The 18,403-nt window shown below is 45.7% G+C and carries 16 protein-coding genes; 8 read left to right on the top strand and 8 right to left on the bottom strand.

The genetic code is table 11. The annotated features are described in order from the left end of the window. The first annotated feature begins 220 nt into the window (after positions 1-220). From AC06MN_RS02950 to AC06MN_RS02940, 3 genes are all read left to right on the top strand, one after another. Positions 221-430: a hypothetical protein gene (locus tag AC06MN_RS02950; protein ID WP_475670861.1), complete on the top strand. Its 210-nt coding sequence runs from the start codon at positions 221-223 to the stop codon at positions 428-430. Between the two features lie 172 nt (positions 431-602). Next, the gene (locus tag AC06MN_RS02945) at positions 603-1,985 is read left to right on the top strand and encodes an ATP-binding protein (RefSeq protein WP_475670860.1); all 1,383 of its coding nucleotides are present in this window, start codon (positions 603-605) and stop codon (positions 1,983-1,985) included. A 461-nt stretch (positions 1,986-2,446) separates the two neighbouring features. After that, entirely contained in the window at positions 2,447-2,590 is a 144-nt protein-coding gene (locus AC06MN_RS02940; RefSeq protein ID WP_475670859.1) for a hypothetical protein, read from the top strand. On the opposite strand, the gene AC06MN_RS02935 is transcribed toward AC06MN_RS02940, so the two are convergent. Next, positions 2,584-3,480 carry a hypothetical protein gene (locus AC06MN_RS02935; protein WP_475670858.1) on the bottom strand — a complete coding sequence of 299 codons (897 nt, stop codon included), beginning with the start codon at positions 3,478-3,480 and terminating at the stop codon, positions 2,584-2,586. The two genes, AC06MN_RS02940 and AC06MN_RS02935, sit on opposite strands and share 7 nt — an antisense overlap. An 865-nt stretch (positions 3,481-4,345) precedes the next feature. Here AC06MN_RS02935 and AC06MN_RS02930 point away from each other — a divergent pair. Together AC06MN_RS02930 and AC06MN_RS02925 are read left to right on the top strand one after the other, a co-directional pair. Then, positions 4,346-4,654 (top strand): hypothetical protein, encoded by a 309-nt coding sequence (locus AC06MN_RS02930; protein WP_475670857.1) that lies wholly within the window; start codon positions 4,346-4,348, stop codon positions 4,652-4,654. A 249-nt stretch (positions 4,655-4,903) separates the two neighbouring features. Beyond that, on the top strand, positions 4,904-5,527 hold the full coding sequence (locus AC06MN_RS02925) for a DUF6266 family protein (protein ID WP_475670856.1): 624 nt from the start codon (positions 4,904-4,906) through the stop codon (positions 5,525-5,527). On the opposite strand, the gene AC06MN_RS02920 is transcribed toward AC06MN_RS02925, so the two are convergent. Beyond that, a complete protein-coding gene (locus AC06MN_RS02920) occupies positions 5,524-6,807 on the bottom strand; it encodes an ATP-binding protein (protein WP_475670855.1) in 1,284 nt (427 codons plus the stop codon). The genes AC06MN_RS02925 and AC06MN_RS02920 overlap by 4 nt on opposite strands. A 605-nt stretch (positions 6,808-7,412) precedes the next feature. On the opposite strand from AC06MN_RS02920, the gene AC06MN_RS02915 reads away from it, so the two are divergent. Next, entirely contained in the window at positions 7,413-7,538 is a 126-nt protein-coding gene (locus AC06MN_RS02915; RefSeq protein ID WP_475670854.1) for a hypothetical protein, read from the top strand. A gap of 115 nt (positions 7,539-7,653) precedes the next feature. On the opposite strand, the gene AC06MN_RS02910 is transcribed toward AC06MN_RS02915, so the two are convergent. From AC06MN_RS02910 to AC06MN_RS02895, 4 genes are read right to left on the bottom strand one after another with little or no spacing between them, the layout of a single operon-like run. After that, positions 7,654-8,886, bottom strand: a complete 1,233-nt coding sequence (locus tag AC06MN_RS02910) for a threonine synthase (protein ID WP_475670853.1) — start codon at positions 8,884-8,886, stop codon at positions 7,654-7,656. A gap of 4 nt (positions 8,887-8,890) precedes the next feature. Next, on the bottom strand, positions 8,891-9,169 hold the full coding sequence (locus AC06MN_RS02905) for a hypothetical protein (RefSeq protein WP_475670852.1): 279 nt from the start codon (positions 9,167-9,169) through the stop codon (positions 8,891-8,893). Positions 9,170-9,171: 2 nt separating this feature from the next. Further along, positions 9,172-10,509 (bottom strand): YeiH family protein, encoded by a 1,338-nt coding sequence (locus AC06MN_RS02900; RefSeq protein WP_475670851.1) that lies wholly within the window; start codon positions 10,507-10,509, stop codon positions 9,172-9,174. An 11-nt stretch (positions 10,510-10,520) separates the two neighbouring features. Beyond that, the gene (locus tag AC06MN_RS02895) at positions 10,521-11,597 is read right to left on the bottom strand and encodes a porin (protein WP_475670850.1); all 1,077 of its coding nucleotides are present in this window, start codon (positions 11,595-11,597) and stop codon (positions 10,521-10,523) included. A gap of 461 nt (positions 11,598-12,058) precedes the next feature. Here AC06MN_RS02895 and AC06MN_RS02890 point away from each other — a divergent pair, with 461 nt between their 5' ends. Then, a complete protein-coding gene (locus tag AC06MN_RS02890; protein ID WP_475670849.1) occupies positions 12,059-13,318 on the top strand; it encodes an aminotransferase class I/II-fold pyridoxal phosphate-dependent enzyme in 1,260 nt (419 codons plus the stop codon). Positions 13,319-13,660: 342 nt separating this feature from the next. Here AC06MN_RS02890 and AC06MN_RS02885 read toward each other — a convergent pair whose 3' ends face one another. Continuing rightward, entirely contained in the window at positions 13,661-15,679 is a 2,019-nt protein-coding gene (locus AC06MN_RS02885; RefSeq protein ID WP_475670848.1) for a DNA topoisomerase 3, read from the bottom strand. 600 nt (positions 15,680-16,279) lie between these two features. Between AC06MN_RS02885 and AC06MN_RS02880 the strand changes: the two genes are divergently transcribed. Continuing rightward, on the top strand, positions 16,280-17,962 hold the full coding sequence (locus tag AC06MN_RS02880) for a peptide-N-glycosidase F-related protein (protein WP_475670847.1): 1,683 nt from the start codon (positions 16,280-16,282) through the stop codon (positions 17,960-17,962). Here AC06MN_RS02880 and AC06MN_RS02875 read toward each other — a convergent pair. After that, positions 17,947-18,330, bottom strand: a complete 384-nt coding sequence (locus AC06MN_RS02875) for a hypothetical protein (RefSeq protein WP_475670846.1) — start codon at positions 18,328-18,330, stop codon at positions 17,947-17,949. The two genes, AC06MN_RS02880 and AC06MN_RS02875, sit on opposite strands and share 16 nt — an antisense overlap. Between the last annotated feature and the right edge of the window lie 73 nt (positions 18,331-18,403).

Genomic DNA, 18,403 nt, shown 5'->3' with positions numbered 1-18,403 from the left:
CCAAACGAATTATAGGCTCTTGGCCTTGTGGTTCTAATGGATTGTCCTCTGGAAGTTAGTCCCTCCTTCATACAACAAAGGTAGGAAATAACCTTGTACGAATTCACGCTGCAAACTTAAAGTGGTTCTCCTTATCTGCGTCCGGAAGGCATTTGTTTTTCGGGCTCCGCATCTCCGATGCTCAGCATGGTATGAATCGAGCGGTTGCGAGATTCATAACTTGACAAACAAAGGTCTTGTAGGTTTTGAATGTTTTGGTTATAAAAAGGTCAAATTGTATATTGTTGCCAAATTTCTTCCGATTTTAGCAAAAAATGAAGAATTATTTCTTCCGATTTTAGCAAAAAATAAAGAATTATTTCTTCCGATTTTAGCAAAAAGCTTATCTTTGCAGTCGGAAAATAATGGCTGTAGTATAACAGATGACTGATTTTGTAGCGAATAGAATTTGAGCAGATTCCCGCCCTTCGGTCGGGAATGGAGATTGTGAGAGGTTAGAAATGCGGCGGCAGTCCGTCATTCCCGCGTAGGCGGGAATCTATAATTGTAATAACAGAAAAAATCAGTCATTAACTAAATTAGAGCCAAAATAATGATGAAGAATGAGTGTCTATTATCCAAGAATTATAGATAAGTCGTTGATTGAATGGAAAAACGATGTACATCACAAGCCTTTGCTGCTTCGTGGCGCAAGGCAGGTCGGCAAGTCGTCGGCTGTCAGGCATTTTTCGGCTCAATTCAAATACTACTTGGAAATTAACTTTGAAAAACAGCCGAAGTATAAGGAGTTGTTTCGCCAGGATTTGGATGTGAATAGAATTGTTGTCGACATGGCTGCTGTCTCTGGTGTCCCGATTGTCGCTAATGAAACCTTGGTTTTCTTCGATGAAATCCAAGAGTGTCAGGAAGCCATCATGTCGTTGCGGTTCTTTAAGGAGGATTTGCCGTCTTTGCATGTCGTTGCGGCGGGTTCGCTGCTTGAGTTTGTCTTGGCCGACATTCCGACTTTTGGAGTCGGACGCATTCGCTCGCTGTTCATGTATCCTATGACTTTCGATGAGTTTTTGCTGGCAAATGGTCATAAGGCTTTGCTTGAAGCGAAAAATGCTGCTTCACCGCAAAAGCCTGTTTCACAAGTGCTTCATGCCAAATTGGTCGATTTGTTCAGAGGGTATGTCATGGTCGGTGGGATGCCCGAAGCTGTCGCTATTTGGGTTGAAACACATGATTATTTGAAATGTGCTGCCATTCAGGATGATATCGTTGCGGCCTACGAAACTGACTTTGCGAAATACAAAAAGAAGATTGATCCTCAATTGTTGAGGGAGACGCTTCATTCCGTTGTCATGCAGATGGGGGTGAAATTTGTCTTTTCAAAGGTGAGAGGCGAGTACCGTAGTGTGCAGGTTAAAGCGGCGTTGGCTTGTCTGGAACAGGCAGGTCTCGTCGTCCCGACGACTCGCACCTCCGGCAAAGGGCTTCCGCTTTCGGCCGAGGCTTCTGCTGATTTCAGGAAATATCTGTTGGTTGATAGCGGTTTGGCGCTTCGTCTGCTGAATCTCGAATTGGGCAGTGTCCGTGAAGTCACGGAGCAAATCCTGCTCGGTTCCGAGAAAGACCTTGTGAATAAAGGTCACCTTGTGGAAATGATTGCGGGGATGGAGCTGCTTCGCACTCAGTATCCTGATAATATCAGGGTAGGGGAGCTGTTCTATTGGCAAAAGCTCAGCAAGGATGGGGATGCCGAAGTGGATTATCTTATGGCCTGGAATCAGAAAGTGCTGCCTGTTGAAATCAAATCGGAAACACAGGGCGGCATGAAAAGCCTTTTCGGTTTCATGGATGAAAAACAGCTTACCGAAGCCGTCCGTGTTTCGTTAGAGAATTTCAGCGACTATTATCGTGGTGATAAACATGTTACGGTCGTTCCACTCTATGCCTTGGCAAAAATGAATGAGGTGCTTCTGTCAATGGCTGGCAAGTGACTGCTCCTGACTTCGACACTCGTCCTTTAGAAATTTTTCAATCATTTATAAATCATTGTTTTATGTATTAATAAATACGGATTTTGGGGGTCGCAAGCCTTTTTATGAGTCAAACTCAAAAAGGAAAATTAGGTTATGTATCATTATCTGGAATATAATTGACGTTTAATTGACGATAATTGTCTTCCAATAACATGCTATTCTTGCTTATTCTTTTTTTCCAAGACAATTTACGTCAATTTTGGTCAATTATGCGGCGAAGCCGCTTCAATTCGAATAGTTGACTGTTATAATTCTGATTCGGCATCAATTGGTTAGGGTTGTCTTCCGATAAGCTGTATCTCTATCCTATAAATCAACGTGATTTCAGTCTTGGGGGGTCGTAAAATAATATTGAAAATCAACAATTTAATAAAATTTTATAAAAAACCGTCAAAGTCAGGAAAAGCCTTTTCGGTTTCATGGATGAAAAACAGCTTACCGAAGCCGTCCGTGTTTCGTTAGAGAATTTCAGCGACTATTATCGTGGGGATAAACATGTTACGGTCGTTCCGCTTTATGCCTTGGCAAAAATGGATGAGGTACTTGCATCAGCGTCTCATTGAACCTTGACAGCGCCTTCCGAAGACCGCTTTTCAGCGAACTTGCGATAGGTGGTCGATTCCGCTATCCCGTTGAAAGCGGCGAACACGCTGTGCATGAACGTGACGAATCTGCGTGCATTGTTTTTCTCACACAGCTTCCGCCACGGGTATATCTTGTAGATGTCGTAAAACACTTCCTTGATGCTTTGTGCATCCCAGCCGGTCTTGATGAGTTTTCCCTCCAATTCGGGCACAACTCCATTGATGATGAAGTTGTCGAACAGCCCTACGACTTTCTTGAAATCGTCTTCGCGAATCATGTCGTTGCCGAATTTGTCTTTCGCTTTAAGCGTATCTAACAGCAGGTGGGCCTGGTTGAGCGGGACTTTCAGCTCGGGTTGCACATTCCACTCCGCCAGAGGAACCACATTCTCTTCCACGGTGATGCAGCCGTCAAAGTCGTGAAAGTCGTAATTGTGGTAGTTTTCGAAATCAGGAGGATCGCAAAGGTCATACAGCCACTTGTCGTTGATGGTCTTCTCATGGAGAAAGTTCTTGATTTCACTCAAGGTCCTATTGTCCTCGCCATGATTTTGCAGTTTGAAGGCAACCAGATATTTGGCAATGTAAATGATAACGGGAAGCATCTTCTCGTCGGCATTTTGCCTGATGGCGTCGGTAAGCATCTTGAAATACTGCTCCGGGTGCGGATTTCTGATGACGAAGTTCGCCGTTGCAGATGAAAGGTACAAGACATCAATTATCGGGCAATCGCTGTCCTGACAATTCTTTTCAATATAAACCACAGCCTTGCTGTAGATACGATCGAATAGGTGCATCCCCTGTAGCAACTCCTCGATCTCTTCAACCCTTTTGAAACTGTTCTTTTTTATGTTGATGACAAATGACATGGCTCACCTCCTCTTTTAGCTGTCAAATGACAATTTGTTGTTGTTTTTTAGTTAGTTACATTTAATCTCCTTTCTTTGGTCAATAATACAATGAAGAGGCAGACAAAGATAGTAATTATCTTCAAAATGTCAATCGGAATTTGAATAATTTTTTGGCTCTAGTTTAATAAAAGACTGATTTTTATTGATTTCGTTGGCACCTTGATTTCCACCATCTTTCTAAAGATTGTCCTGACTGAAGGGTTGAAAGCCTGTTCGGGGTGGGCGCGGTGGCCATGGGCAGGACGGCGGGGCAACGTCCGCAAAAAAGGCTGGCTAAGGACTTGATTTTCATATATCTGCGTTTATGACATGATGTTTGAAAATCAAGTCCTTAGGCAGACTGTGCGTTGGGCCGATTGTCCTGCCCTTGACTTTTTGCAACTTTTGTGTCAAGACAAAAGTTGATAAGAAATGAATTATTAGCGTTATTTGTAATATTTTGTAGATATTTGTAAATGTGTTACTTATATCAGTTTTCTATATCTTAGATAAATCAGTCATATATTATACTACAGCCAATTTTTTTGGCAATTATATACTTTTTGACCTTATCATACATCGATAATAGTGTAAATCAAGCTGATTTAGCAGTTTGAGGTTCTAAAATTTGTATTTCATTTATTTATCACGAAATATTTTCGCTGTTTGGGTCTAAAAGTATATAGATGCAAATTTTTTTGTGGAGTCGACAGGCATAAGCCCCATTCCGTTTCTTTTGCCTTGAAATGCACCCCAATGCGCCACCAAAATTGATTGCAAATACTTGACAAACAGCGTTTTGTTGTGTATCTTTGCACAGTAAAAATCCTTAAATTCAACGCTTATGAAAACCAATCTCGCACCCTTGTGCAACCCCATCCTCACCTTGGACCGCGACCGTCTCATCATCCGCTGGGACGACAACAGCCAGGCCGGCAACGCCTCAGCTCGCGATCTCTTCGCCTGCAAACTCACCCAATCGTCAACGGGAGAGTCAAAAGTCATCCACAGCCTGTCGGCGCGTTGCGACAGAAAGTTCATCTATCATCTCCCCAGTGAGTTGAGAGGCCGCTATGATGTCGAAGCCGTCTTCATCGACGAACACGAACACAGCCGTAGCGAAAGCTGCCTGCTCGGCCAGCTTTTCCTCTGACTCCGGTTGCTACCCGCTCCCTACTTCGTCCAATGCTTGTCCATACTTCGTCCGTAGCTCGTCCAATCAAGGCGATTGGACGAGCGCAACATCAGGCAATACAAGACCACGCCCCAAACACGGCGCCGGTAGCAGCCAATGGCATCGAAGATGCGGACCGATACTCCCCGATTAGGGGGATGTCGGAAGGGAAAAAAGATTTATTAAAGATTTATTTCAGATTTGTTTCTCAAAAAAAACACTATCATCATGATTATCAACGAACACGAAATCTTCGGACTCATCGGTCCCGTAGTAGCGGTAAGAGGTAAGAACGGCACCTATCTCCGCTCACGTCCTGCACGCGGCAAGTCTCACCCGACTCCGGCGCAACAGCAACAGCTTGCCAAAATGGAAGCCGTCCAGCGTTTCATCGCCCCAGTCTATCCTTTCCTGAAGTCGCTCTATGTGGAGCAGGAGGGGAGGCGCAACTGCTACAACGCTTTGGTGTCGTGGCTCCTGAGCGGAGCCTTCGATGCCGACAACGTCATGCAGCCTTGCCGTGCGCGCGTCTGCCACGGGAGCCTGACGCCGCCCGAAATGACCAGCGTAGTGGTGTGTGGCAAGACCTTGCGCATCACCTGGAGCGACAACACGGCGACACCCTTGTCGCGCGATGACGACCATCTCGTCTGCCTGCTCTACGAACCCCTGAGTGGCCACTACGAGGGGCACGAGCTGAACACCGTCGTGCGAAGCGACACCACCTGCACCCTGCTGATGAACGCCATCTCTGAGGGCTTCTACCTCTATCTCGCCTTCGTCAACAGCAAGCGCAACCGCATCAGCGACAGCGTGTGCGTGAGGTGCGAATCGTTAGGGCGTGGCTGCTAAGGTTTTAGGCAGGTGATGGGCACGACATAAATGCCGTCTTTGCGTCGGTAGGCATAATCACCGACGGCTGTCAGGACCATCATGAAACTCGGCTCATACATCTTCTCGGTGTTGATTATATTTGAGAGCGACATTAGATTCTCTGCGCCTTGCTCGATCCATTTCTCGCCGCCGATTTTCACTTCTATCAGCCCGTAATGTCCGTTGCGAAGGTGCAGCACGGCATCGCATTCCAGTCCGTTCTTGTCGCGATAGTGGAATACGTCTCCGTCCAGGGCATCGGCATATACACGAAGGTCGCGTGCCGCTAAGGTCTCAAAAAGCAAGCCGAATGTATTCAGGTCTGCTATAAGGTCGGACGGCCCCAGGCGCAAAGCAGCTGCGGCAACGCTCGGATCGACGAAATAACGGGTGTCGCTGGTGCGAATGGCGGCTTTGCTCCGCAGGTTAGGGTTCCAGGCGGGCATGTTCTCTATGACAAAAATCTTTTCCAAGGCTTTCAGGTAGGAAGTGATGGTCGTTTCCGTCGTGGAACCGTTTTCGTTGGTCAGAATGTCGTTTAGGATTGAGGCCACGGAAGCTTGTGTTCCTTGGTGGCGGGCGTAGCTTCTAAGCAAGCGTTTGGTCAATGCGGGGTCGCGTTGTGTGCCATCTACATCGGATATTTCTTGTTCTGAAACGGCATCAATGTAATTGTAGGCTTGTCTGAGCGAGGCTTTTTCGCTCAAGTCCAGAGCGGCAGGCCAACCTCCCCGGCAGGTTAGGAAAGCAATATGCTTCAGGTCGTAACCAGGGGCGCGGCAATCTTGCGTCTCGCCATTGAAAAGGGATGTAAGGCTGATGCCCCCGTTGCTCTCTGATGATTCCCATAACGACATGGGGCGCATCGTAACCCATGCAAACCGACCGGTGCCAGTGTGGGTGATTCTGCTTCTGTCGGCAGGAACGGCCGAGCCTGTGAAGATGAATTGCCCCGTCATGCCTCGCTGGTCGATGGTGTAGCGGGCAGCGTCCCATAGTTGAGGCGTCAGTTGCCATTCGTCAATCAAGAGAGGTGTATCGCCTTCCAGCAAAAGTGAGATGTTTGTCTCTGCCAGATGCTTGTAGTTGGCGCTTTTCATCGGGTCGTTCATGTAGATGACGCTCCGTGCTTGCTGGAGGGCGGTAGTCGTCTTTCCGCACCATTTTGCACCTTGTATCAACACACCTCCTGCTGCTTCTAATTGGTCTTTTAGCAATTGGTCTGAAACGCGTTTTCTGTATTCCTTGTTTGTGTTCATTTTCTCAATTCTTGATTATGCGGCAAAAGTAGTAATAATAAATGAAATAGGTACAGTTTTTTTTATTTCATTTATGAATTTGGCGCGATTTCATTTATGAATTTGGCGCGATTTCATTTGTGAATTTGGCGCAATTTCATTTGTGAATTTGGCGTCGTTTAGGTTACATGTCGTCTAACGAAAGCCCGATGAATTGCGTGCTCCATTTTTTGTGGGCGTTCAGGATGACTTCCGATTTCTCCTTTAAGTAGGTGAGCAAAATTAGTTGGCTATAGTTTAATAAAAGACTGATCCACCACAGTGTGTGAGGGAACGCTCGGCGAATCTCCTATGGCATACAAGCCAATGGATGAAATTGTCCGATTGATTGAATCAACGGTAGAGATATTGTTCTTTGTTAGGCCAAAGATAAATGTTAAGGCAACGGATGCAGAATAATGCAATAAAAAAGTCCGAAAGATGAAATTCTTCAGGAACTTATTTGGAAATTTGCGTGACAATGAAAATACAAGAGATGCAAATCCTGTTGGATGTGTGGATTTATCCAGTAATTTGACCAATACGTCAGATGTTCGGTTCGGAAGCAATTGAAGATTGGTGTAACAATGATGGAAGACGTACCAATCCTACCGCTTTTCTACGACGAGGTTTTGCGTTTCGTCAACAAAAGGGTGGAAGGCTTGGGAAGCAATCCGACTAACTTGCTGGATTTGAGACGGGTGAGAGTGTGAGGTTTTTCGGATTCATTTTCAATTGGACAATTGTCACAAAATGTAAGGGCGCACAATTGTGCGCCCCTACTAACAAATTAAAAAAATCAAAAGTTATTTACTTGAAAAATCAGTGTTATTCCATGATTTTGGCTACGGCATTCCTGAACCATTCGGCTCTTTCGCAACCTTCTCCCGTGTTGAGCAACACACGGTCGCCGTCGTGTATCTTGCCTTCTTCCAATGCTTTATGGAATCCGGCATAGCAGACCATTGAGGCTGGCCCTAACAGAACGCCTTTTTCCTGCAACATTTCTTTTCCGAAATTGGGCAGCTCCGATTCCTTGATGCGAAGGAAATCGCCGCCGCTTTTCCTGACCAACGGTGCCACCAAAGGATAATTGCCCGGGTTGGCCGCCGTAAGGATGCCGATTTGTGTCTTGATACCTTTTTTCGCCTCAAAATCGTGTTCCCAACCTTGCGGGAAGCCGTTTGCTTTTGCCTTTTCCCAAGCCGTCACCATCGGGTCGCATTCGTCTTGTTGAACCAAAAGCATTCTTGGCAGTTTTAAATCGTTACAGCCAGCTTTTTGCAAATCGTTGAAGCCTTTTTCAAAAGCCAACGGACTTGTGCCGCCTGCAACGGCCTGCATATAAACGGTTGGCATTTTGCCTAATTGCCGCAAACATTCAAAAACCATGGTGCGTTTCGATTCAATGCGCAATGGGTCGGTGTTGCCGCCACTGATTAAAACTTTGTTATTTTTATGATAATCAGCTGCTTCTGATTTTGCATCGCCATAACCGCCTTTTGAAATGACAATGTTTTGTCCTGCGTTTTGGATTGCTTTTACCGAACCATCGTCGATGAAAGAAGGTGCAAATTCAGTGAATTTGATGCCGGCTTTGGCCAAATAGGTAGCAAAGGCGACGCCTGCATTACCTGTCGAGGCGAGGCAATAATCCTTAATGCCGTTTTCCTTTAAAACGCTGGCTGCCAGTGCCGCACTGATGTCCTTGAATGTGCCTGAACCGCCGTTCAGGTCGTTTCGGTAAACATAAACTTCGCAATCAATGCCATGCTGCTTCGCCGCTTTTTCCAGGTTTTCCCAGCGTTCCATTGGAATGAGGCCTTCGCCGCAAGTGACGATGTTTTCTTTTTTTTCCAATGGCAGGAAATCGAAATATAGGTGTTGGAAATCGTTTTTGTTTTTTGGAAGTCTTTCAAAATCGGGAATCGTATTTTCCTGATATTCAACTTCTGCGTAGGCTGAGCCACATTCGCATTTCTGGTCTTGCTCAAACCATGTCTTGAAGTCGCCAATGACTTTGCCGCATTTTTTGCAGACAATTTGATATTTCTTGCTCATTTTTCTAACATTTTTTGTCGATCCATTTCCATAATCTGAACATCAGCCAGCCCCAGGCGAGAAACAAAACGATGTGTACCCAACGTGGAACGGAAGCCTGATAAATGGATCCGTTGTCGATTTTTTCGTAGTTTGGAATGTCGGCGTAATAGTAGGCTCCGGCACCGAAATCGAGGCTGTCGATAAGACCTAAACCGTTGGTCATAATGTAGATGGCGACTATCACAGTCACAATGGCAACTGTGATAGTCGTGACTTTGAATATTTTATGTGAATTTGTCATCGTTAAAGTTCTGGAATTGGGAAAACTACTCCGGATAATAACAACCAGACTGCGAAGAAAGTCAGCGCAATGTTGAAAAGTTGTCCGACGATGTAAAGCCAGAGCACTTTGCCGCCTTGCATCTGTTTGGCGATGGCCTTGAAATTGGTGTCGAGCCCGATGCTGGTGAAGGCGAGCACGAAAGCCCAGTTCTTGAATTGGTCGAGCACTTTGTTGATGGCTCCGACTTTTTCGGCTCCAAAAGCAGGCTGGATAACGAATGAAGCAATCAACGAAGCGGCGAAGAAACCGAGGATGAATTTCGGGAAACGTACCCAGATTTCGCTTGCTCCCACTTTTTCGCTTCCGTTCTTGTCGACTTTCGTGGCAAAGAAAACGGCGACGAAGAATGCAATGAAACCAATCAGAATGTTTTGGATGGATTTCACCAAAACGGCGGCTTTCTGTGCTTCTTCGCCAAGTGCGGTACCTGCCACCACAACGGCTCCCGTGCTATCGACGGTGCCGCCGATGAGGGATCCGCCCATGATTTGGCTCATGCCGGTCCATTTGATGATCATGGGTTCGAAAACCATCATCAGGATGGTGAAAATGATGGAAACTGAAATGGCTGCCGAAAGGTCTTCTTTCTTGGCTTTGGCGGCTGCGCCCGTTGCGATTGCGGCACTTGTTCCGCAAACGCTGGTCGCTGCTGCTACGGTGATTACCAACGGCTTATTGTCGATTTTGAAGATCTTTGTTCCCAACCACCACATGAAAATGATGACGATTGGCGTCACAATCCAGGCGATGCCGAGACCATAAAGGCCGAATTTGGCAATGTCGGAAAACAAGACCGAAAAGCCCATGATGACCAAACCTGTCTTGATATAAAACTCGGTTTTTACGGCAGGTTTCAGCCATTCGGGTGTGCCAATCGTGTTGGAAATGATGAGGCCGATGAGCAATGCCCAGAATGCCCATTCAAGATAACGGTTCAGTGTAAACTCTGCGCTTATCCAACGTACAATCAGTGAGATAACGAACAATCCGATGAATGCCGGGATGTAATCTTTCACGCTTTGTCCCATCAGTTTTACGCCGAGTGTGAACGAAATGCCTAAGACCAAGAAGGTGCGCAGCAGTTTGCCCCAGAATGCACCGTTGAGTTGTGTTCCCATTGATTCGGCAAAGGTGCCTCCGTCTTCCCATGTGTACCAGGTGCTGAATTTCGCAGCCGAAAAGTCGAACCATCCAGTGAGGACGGCAACGCAGGCTAAGGCGATTACGATGAAGCCTAACCAGCAGGCCAGCCAGTCTTCTTTTTTATAAAGGTCTGACCAATTTGTGTTTTTTCCCATGACTTTAGATTTTAGAATTTATAGGAAAGAATGGCGGCGAAACGGTGTGCATCGTCGCTGTTTTCATGTTGAACGTATGAATAATCGAGTTTGAAATTGACGCTTTTCCAAGGCCAGTAATTGATTCCGACGGTGTAATAAGTCACGTCGTTATCGGCATCGGTGTCTTTTGCGAGGCGTTCAAAGCGCAGAACCGGCATGATTTTCTGTGGATGCGTTTCGCTTCCGAAATGGAACCAGTAACCAGCCACGGCATAAAAACCGTTGCTGTTGAAAATGTTTTCTCCATAAAGAAGCTCTTCCAGTTCATCCTGATTTTTAGCGACTTTTTTGCCTGTTTCTCCGCCGACATATTCGGTGCGAACCATCCAGTCGTTATCGCAGTATTGTGCGCCGAAGCTGTAGCGGTTGCGCTTGAGGTCGATTTCATCGTGGTATTTTCCGCTGTAAAAAGATCCAGTGAGCGTTACGGCTTTCATTCCGGGGTGCAATTCCAATCGTCCGACAATATCCTTACGGTTGTTGTTGTCGGTGATGTTGATGCCGTTGCCGTTGAAAACGCCGATGCTGTAGTCAATCAGTGAAAAATCCTTGTCGTAGAGTTTGAACAGGCTGCCGGTTGCCATCACACCGATGTCGCGACCTTGTTTGCCCACTCCGCAAACGTCGTCGTAGCCGCTGAGGGCTTTTACCGTTTCGCCGTAATCGAAGATTTCAAGATTGACGGGATTGATAGGGCTTTCGAGGGTGAAAGGTGTCTTGAACTGACCGACCTGAACAGCAAATTCGGGGCAAGCCTTAATCTTGATGTAGGCATCGACGAGGATAGGGGAGCTAACCCAGTCGCCCTGAATCTTATAGGAAACGTGCTGGCTCAGATTGCCGTCGACTGACATACGCACACGACGCATTCTGAATGTGTTGCTCTTCAAGGTGAAATCATTGTCGGCATCCAATTGATAAAGTCCTTGCACGAACCCTGAAATTTTCGGTGTCCTGTCAATCTGTTTTTCTGTCTCTTGTGCTTTGATACACAATGGAATGGCTAAAAGCATCATTCCAATCATAAAACGAAATCTGTTTGTCATTGTGATAAGATTTAATTATTATTTCCAAATTTTCGGCGGCAAAAGTAGTAAATAAAATGATTGTATGACAATATAAAGTAAATATATTTACCAAAATTTAGCTAAACCGTTGGTTTTTACAACAAAAAGATGGGAAAATTGGAGTGGGGGAAATGAGAGCACGAGAACGCGAGTTGGCGGTGCTTCGGCAAGTTCAGCAAGCCAAATTTCGCTGTTCCATCGTTTCGCAACCTCGCAATCCTATTTTTCAGTTTATTTCTGAACGTTTATTATTAATAAGGTGTAAAAACAAAATCAGAGTAAATGCTTTGATAATAAATATATTTACTATTTTTGCGACGTGAAAACAGGTATGGATTGGCAACAGATAAACAGTTCAACAATTTAACGACTAAACAACTAAGCAATCCATGCAGGCAACAATTAAACGAATAAACAAATAACAACTAAACAACAAAAACATGGATATATTTGAAAGAATATCAAAGGATTCCGGCGGTCCGATAGGGCAATATCGCGAACATGCCGATGGCTATTTTTCTTTTCCGCGTTTAGAAGGCGAGCTTGGCCCGCGCATGGTTTTTAATGGCAAGGAAGTGCTTTGCTGGAGCTTGAACAACTATTTGGGCTTGGCTAATCATCCTGAAATCCGCAGAGTTGATGCGGAAGGAGCCGCAAAATTTGGTCTTGCCGCCCCGATGGGCGCTCGCATGATGAGCGGTCATACCCGAATGCACGAACATTTTGAAAAGGAATTGGCCGATTTCGAGAAAAAGGAAGCCGCCTATCTTTTCAATTTCGGTTATCAGGGCATTGTCTCGACACTTGATGCGCTGCTGTCGCGCCACGATGTTTTGGTTTTTGATGCTGAAATTCATGCCTGTCTGCAAGATGGAAAGCGTCTGCATATTGGTAAGTCGTTCTCTTTCAGGCATAACGACATGGCCAGTTTGGAACAGAAGCTGAAAGCGGCTACGGAGGTGGTGAAGGAAACCGGCGGCGGTATTTTGGTCATCACCGAGGGCGTATACGGCATGACTGGCGCTTTGGGCGATTTGGCGGGCATTGTCGCCTTGAAGAAAAAATACCAGTTCAGGATTCTCATCGATGATGCCCACGGTTTTGGCGTGATGGGACCGAATGGCCGTGGCACGTCGGAGTATTTCGGCGTGATGGACGATATCGATTTGTATATTGGTGCCTACGCAAAGGCAATGGCCATCATTGGCGGTTTCGTTGCGGGGCCTAAGTATATCATAGATTATCTGCGTTATAACATGCGTTCACAGATGTATGCCAAGTCGCTGCCATTAGCTATTGTTTACGGTTGCGAGAAGCGTTTGGAAATTATCCGTAGTGCCGAGGGCGACCAGCTGCGTACACAGCTTTGGAAGGTGACGCGTGCCTTGCAAAAAGGATTCCGCGACTTAGGTTTTGATATCGGTCCTGCCGAGGCTTGCGTGACCCCGGTCCATGTGCAAGGCGATGTGGCTCAGGCAACTAACATCGCTATGGATTTGCGTGAAAACTATCGCATTTTCTGCTCGGTGGTGACTTATCCTGTCATCCCCAAGGGAATGATTATTTTCCGCATCATTCCAACCGCCGCACACAGCATGGAAGACGTGGAATATACCTTAAAGGCTTTCGCCGAAGTGAAAGAAAAACTTGCCAAAGGCTATTACGATTCCGACGAAGTGCCTGATATGGCAATTCTGTGATTTTCGGAATGTAAATTCAAACGGTCTTATCTCCGCGTATTGCGTGTGTCTTTTTTTTAGAAAGCAGTGCTCGTGATATGTGGAGATTTTTTTGGGGACATAAATCTTACACAAATCTATCACCGATTTTTGTTCGTGTTGGACGATGTTGGCGGCAAACCGCTATGCATATTGCAAAATAACTGCAAAACATTGAAAGAAAATAAATTAATGAATGATTTATGGCCAATTTGTGATAATTTGTGTTGAAAACCAATAATCAATGCTTCGACAAGTCTATCAAATAGAAACCTATAACCATTAATTTATAACTCATTACTAATCATCCATCTTCAACTTTTGTCAATCAAATGGTTTCCTGAATGAACAGCCGTTTTTCCATTCAGAACAGCCAAAAGCGGTCTTGCCTTTAATGATATGGCCTTTGCCGCACAACGGACAGACGGCACCTTCCACGATTTCGGGTTTCGGTTTGGTGGCTTTGGGCTTGGTTTGGCGCGGTGTCTTGGGTGCGCTTTTCGCCTTCTTTTCTTCGGTAGGCGCAGCTGCCACGCGGCGGTTGCTTGTGTCGGCAATCACCGTCGTCACGATTTCCGTGACCATCTGCTTCAATTCCTCCAAAAACTGTCGGGCTTCGTATTTATTCTGCTCGATTTCACGCAGTTTCTTTTCCCAGATGCCCGTTAGTTCGGCACTTTTCAGCAAATCCTCGTGAATCAGGCTAATGAGTTCGATGCCGGTTTGTGTCGGTTCGAGGCTTTTACGCATCTTTCTGATATACTGTCGCTTGAAAAGCGTTTCGATGATGGCAGCTCGCGTCGATGGACGACCGATGCCGTTTTCTTTCATCACTTCGCGCAACGACTCGTCATCGACCAGTTTTCCGGCCGTTTCCATGGCGCGGAGCAAGGTTGCCTCGGTGTAAGGCTTGGGCGGCGAAGTCCATTTTTCGGCCAATTGAGGTTCATGCGAACCATGTTCGCTTTTCACGAAATTGGGTAGCACTTTCTCTTCAACTTTCTCCTCCCCGTTTTCTGAAGTCTGGTTCGAAACATTCTCTTTATCTTCGTTTTTCTCAGGCTTGATGACCGTTCTCCAGCCAGGTTGTAGAATTTGTTTGCCCAAAGTCTTGAACTCCACTTCTTCAACCTTTCCCATGACTGTTGTTGTGGAGAACACGCAATCGGGATAAAAGACGGCAATGAAATGACGGCAGACCTCATCGTAGACCTTTTCTTCGGCAAACGACAAACCTTGCGGCTGCACGCCCGTCGGTATAATGGCATGGTGGTCAGTGACTTTGCTGCTGTCGAACACTTTCTTCGACTTGGGCAATTTCTTTCCCGCCAATGGTGCTGTCAATTCCGAATACGACTGAAGTCCTTGCAGAATGTCCGGACATTTCGGATAAATGTCATCACTCAAATAAGTGGTATCGACACGCGGATAGGTGGTGTATTTCTTTTCGTAGAGGCTTTGGATGGTCTGCAAGGTCTGGTCGGCACTGAAACCATATTTCTTGTTACATTCCACTTGCAGCGAGGTCAAGTCGAACAAGCGCGGCGGCGCTTCCTTGCCTTCCTTTTGAGAGATGTCGGTGACTGTAAAATCTTTTCCCTGAATGGCTTGCAAATCCTTCTGACCTTCTTCAACCGAGCCGTATTTGCCTTTTGTGGCAGTGAAAACCGTATCGCGGTAAATTGTTGACAACACCCAATAGGCTTCCGGCTTGAAATTCTGGATTTCCCAATAGCGGTTCACAATCAAGGCCAAAGTCGGGGTTTGCACACGGCCAATGGAAAGAACCTGACGGTTCTGACCATATTTTAAGGTGTAAAGGCGCGTTGCGTTCATGCCCAAGAGCCAGTCGCCGATGGCGCGCGAGAGTCCGGCTTCATAAAGCCGTTGGTAATCCGCTTGCGGTTTCAGGTTCTTAAATCCCTCACGGATAGCCTCTTCCGTCAACGATGAAATCCAAAGACGCTGCACGGGGCATTTCGCATTGGCTTTCTGCATCACCCAGCGCTGAATCAGTTCGCCTTCTTGTCCGGCATCACCGCAGTTGATGATGCTGTCGGCCTTTTGGAAGAGGTTTTCAATGATTTTGAACTGCTTTTCAACGCCTTTGTCGGCAATTAGCTTGATGCCGAAACGCGGCGGAATCATCGGCAGACGCATCATCGTCCACGCTTTCCACATCGGCGTGTAGTCGTGCGGTTCCTTCAAGGTGCAGAGGTGGCCGAAAGTCCAAGTCACCTGATAGCCATTGCCTTCCATGTAGCCTTCATGGGCGGTGTTGGCGCCAATCACCTTGGCAATATCTTTCGCCACGCTGGGCTTTTCGGCTATGCAGACTATCATTTTTCCTTGAAATTTGCTGCAAAAATAATGCTTTTAAAATGGAAATCATGGTTTCTTCTTTGAAATCTTAGCACATTTCCAGCGTTTATGATTTAAACAGGTTGCTATTTCGTCTATTATCATTCATACAGAACTTTCAAACTACGAAGCGATTCTTTAGTCTACACCATAAAAAATATGGCAACAATATCACAACAGAAAAAATAGCGTTGCAGTCCAAATCAGTTTAGATTTTTAGTAGGATTTTTTGTAAGGATTTTGAGCAAAGCGACCCCAAATATCGAAATGCGTTCGCTTATTTTCAGTAGGATTTTCAGTGTAGATTTTTAGCAGGATTTTGAAAAAATCTCCAACAAAAATCCTAACTGAAAATCTCTCTGAAAATGTTTCTACGATTCTTTTCTTTAAGGTCGGGCAAAGCCCTCAAAATCCTAACTGAAAATCCATTTGAAAATCTTAACTGAAAATATAATGCTGTGTGTTTTAAATATGGTTGTTTCTTGATTTCTTTTTCATTTTCCCGCTTGTGCATCATATATAATTCCCCCAATTATTCAGTCAAAACGCCATTTTTCTTATTTTTGCCAAAATTTGAGTCCAATGAAAAAGCATTTTATTCTTATCCTTCTCACAATCAGTGTCATTGCCGCAAAAGCGCAATACCGCCTCACCTACACTTCCTACGCCAAAGGCGTTGAAGACAGCGAAAAATCCATCACACAAATCCTGCAATCGGGCAATTGCATCGAGATTAAGAGCCTCAGTGACAAGGTGCAAAATCCAATTCTTGGTTATGCCGAAAGCGTAACCTACGTCGATTTCTCCGTCGATTCGGTCTACACCTTATTACAATACACCGACAGCATTTATTCGAGTTGCTATCATCTTGATTCAACAGATTTTAGCAACGAAGGGAAAGAAAACGTTTTAGGCTACTCCTGCACGAAATACAAGACCAGCATCAACTCAAACACCATTGAAATCTGGATGACGGAAAAGTTCGGTTTCGATGCCACCCCTATGCCGGGTTTGGGCAAACTGAATGGTGTCATGGTGCGTTGTGCGCGGAACGGTTCCTATCTGACCGACCTCACGGAAATCAAGAAGGATAAAGCCATTGCAAAAACGCTGTTGCCTGCCGAAATGGGCAAACGCATCAGCGGACGGCAAATGAGCCAAATCCGCAAGGACAGACTCGTGATGCGCTTTCCGATTTTCAATGACGACCAAATCAATTTCGCTGAGTATGAGAATTTTAAAGAAGAATTGCCTTTCGATACCGCCATTCATTTTTCAAGCGGTTCGGTGATTGTAAAACGGGTAAAACTTCCTGAAATTCCAGAGCATTACCAACTGTTTGCCGACATCAGGCAACGCTCCAATGGCGATGCTTACGACCGCACCGCATCGGTTTTCATTATCCCGACCGACAAGGCCAAAAGTCTGCTGGATGGTTTGCAAAACGGCATTGAAGCCTTGCCCGTTTTCACGGGAAAAGATGGCAAAAAATACCAGGGCATCAAGGCCGAAGACGACTATCTGCCACCCATTGAACTGGTGCGTTTCTTCACATCCTTTGGGGCTGGATTTTTCAATGAAAGAGTGAAAATAGATGGCTTGGATTGGGCTGATGAAAACCATTACAAGATGGAAATCACCGAACTCAACGACCATCTTTGCGGCGACGTGCTGATTGGCGCCTTCATCGGAAACTACGATGGCGGCGGTCACAAAATCACTTTAGATATCCTTGCCTATCCTGGTGATTATGAATGGACTGCAAATTCAGGAAAACATCACAGCATTCCGCTATTCAACACTTGCAACGTGATGGAAATGGCCGGACAAAACTATGGCAGGCTTTTCCTGACCGACACTTTGGAAGTGAAATTCGATGTACCCGAAAATGCCACAGATCTTCGTCTGCGTTACATCAGTACGGGACACGGCGGCTGGGACAACGGCGATGAATTCAATCCGAAGGAAAACACGATTTTCATTGATGGAGAAAAGCGTTTCACGCACACGCCTTGGCGTTGCGATTGCGCGACATTTAGAGAGCAGAATCCTGTTTCGGGCAACTTCTGGAACGGCGTTTCGTCGTCCGACTATTCCCGTTCAGGCTGGTGCCCAGGCACGGCAACCAATCCCGCCTATTTCGATTTGAAAGACTTGAAACCAGGCAAACACACCCTTCGCATCGCCATCCCGCAAGGAGCTGACGAAGGCGAAAGTTTCAGTCACTGGATGATTTCAGGAGTATTGATTTACAACACGTTGTAATCCTCAAACTCTTCGCTTTCCATAGTATCAAGCACATCGTTGATACTGTCGTTGTTGAAGCAATCGAGTTGTTGGGTTTTGGTTTTCAGCATCACCTCAAGGTCGTTGATCTTGTTGCTGATTTCCTCAAACTCCGTTTCGGCAAGGCCGCCTTCCTCTTCTGGCAAAGTAAGGTCGGAACGCAAGCCGAGGATGCCAAAATAAACAAGCTGCAATTCATCACAATCGTTGGTTTCGGAAATCTGCTGTTCAACTGTTTGAATATCAGCTTCCATTTCGGCGTATTTTGCCGAATGCTTTTCTTTGCAAGCCGAAAAAACGCATAAAACGGCGGCTATCAAAGCCATGGAAAAAAACTTTCTAATCATAGATTGGTAATTTTGCGCAAAGGTAACAAAAAGTTTGGAAAACAAACATGAATTAAAGACATCGTGATTTTTC

This window comes from Candidatus Limimorpha sp. (genome assembly GCF_056203535.1).
The sequence above is the reverse complement of the archived record's forward strand: the minus strand, read 5'-3'. Positions and strand labels throughout refer to the sequence as shown.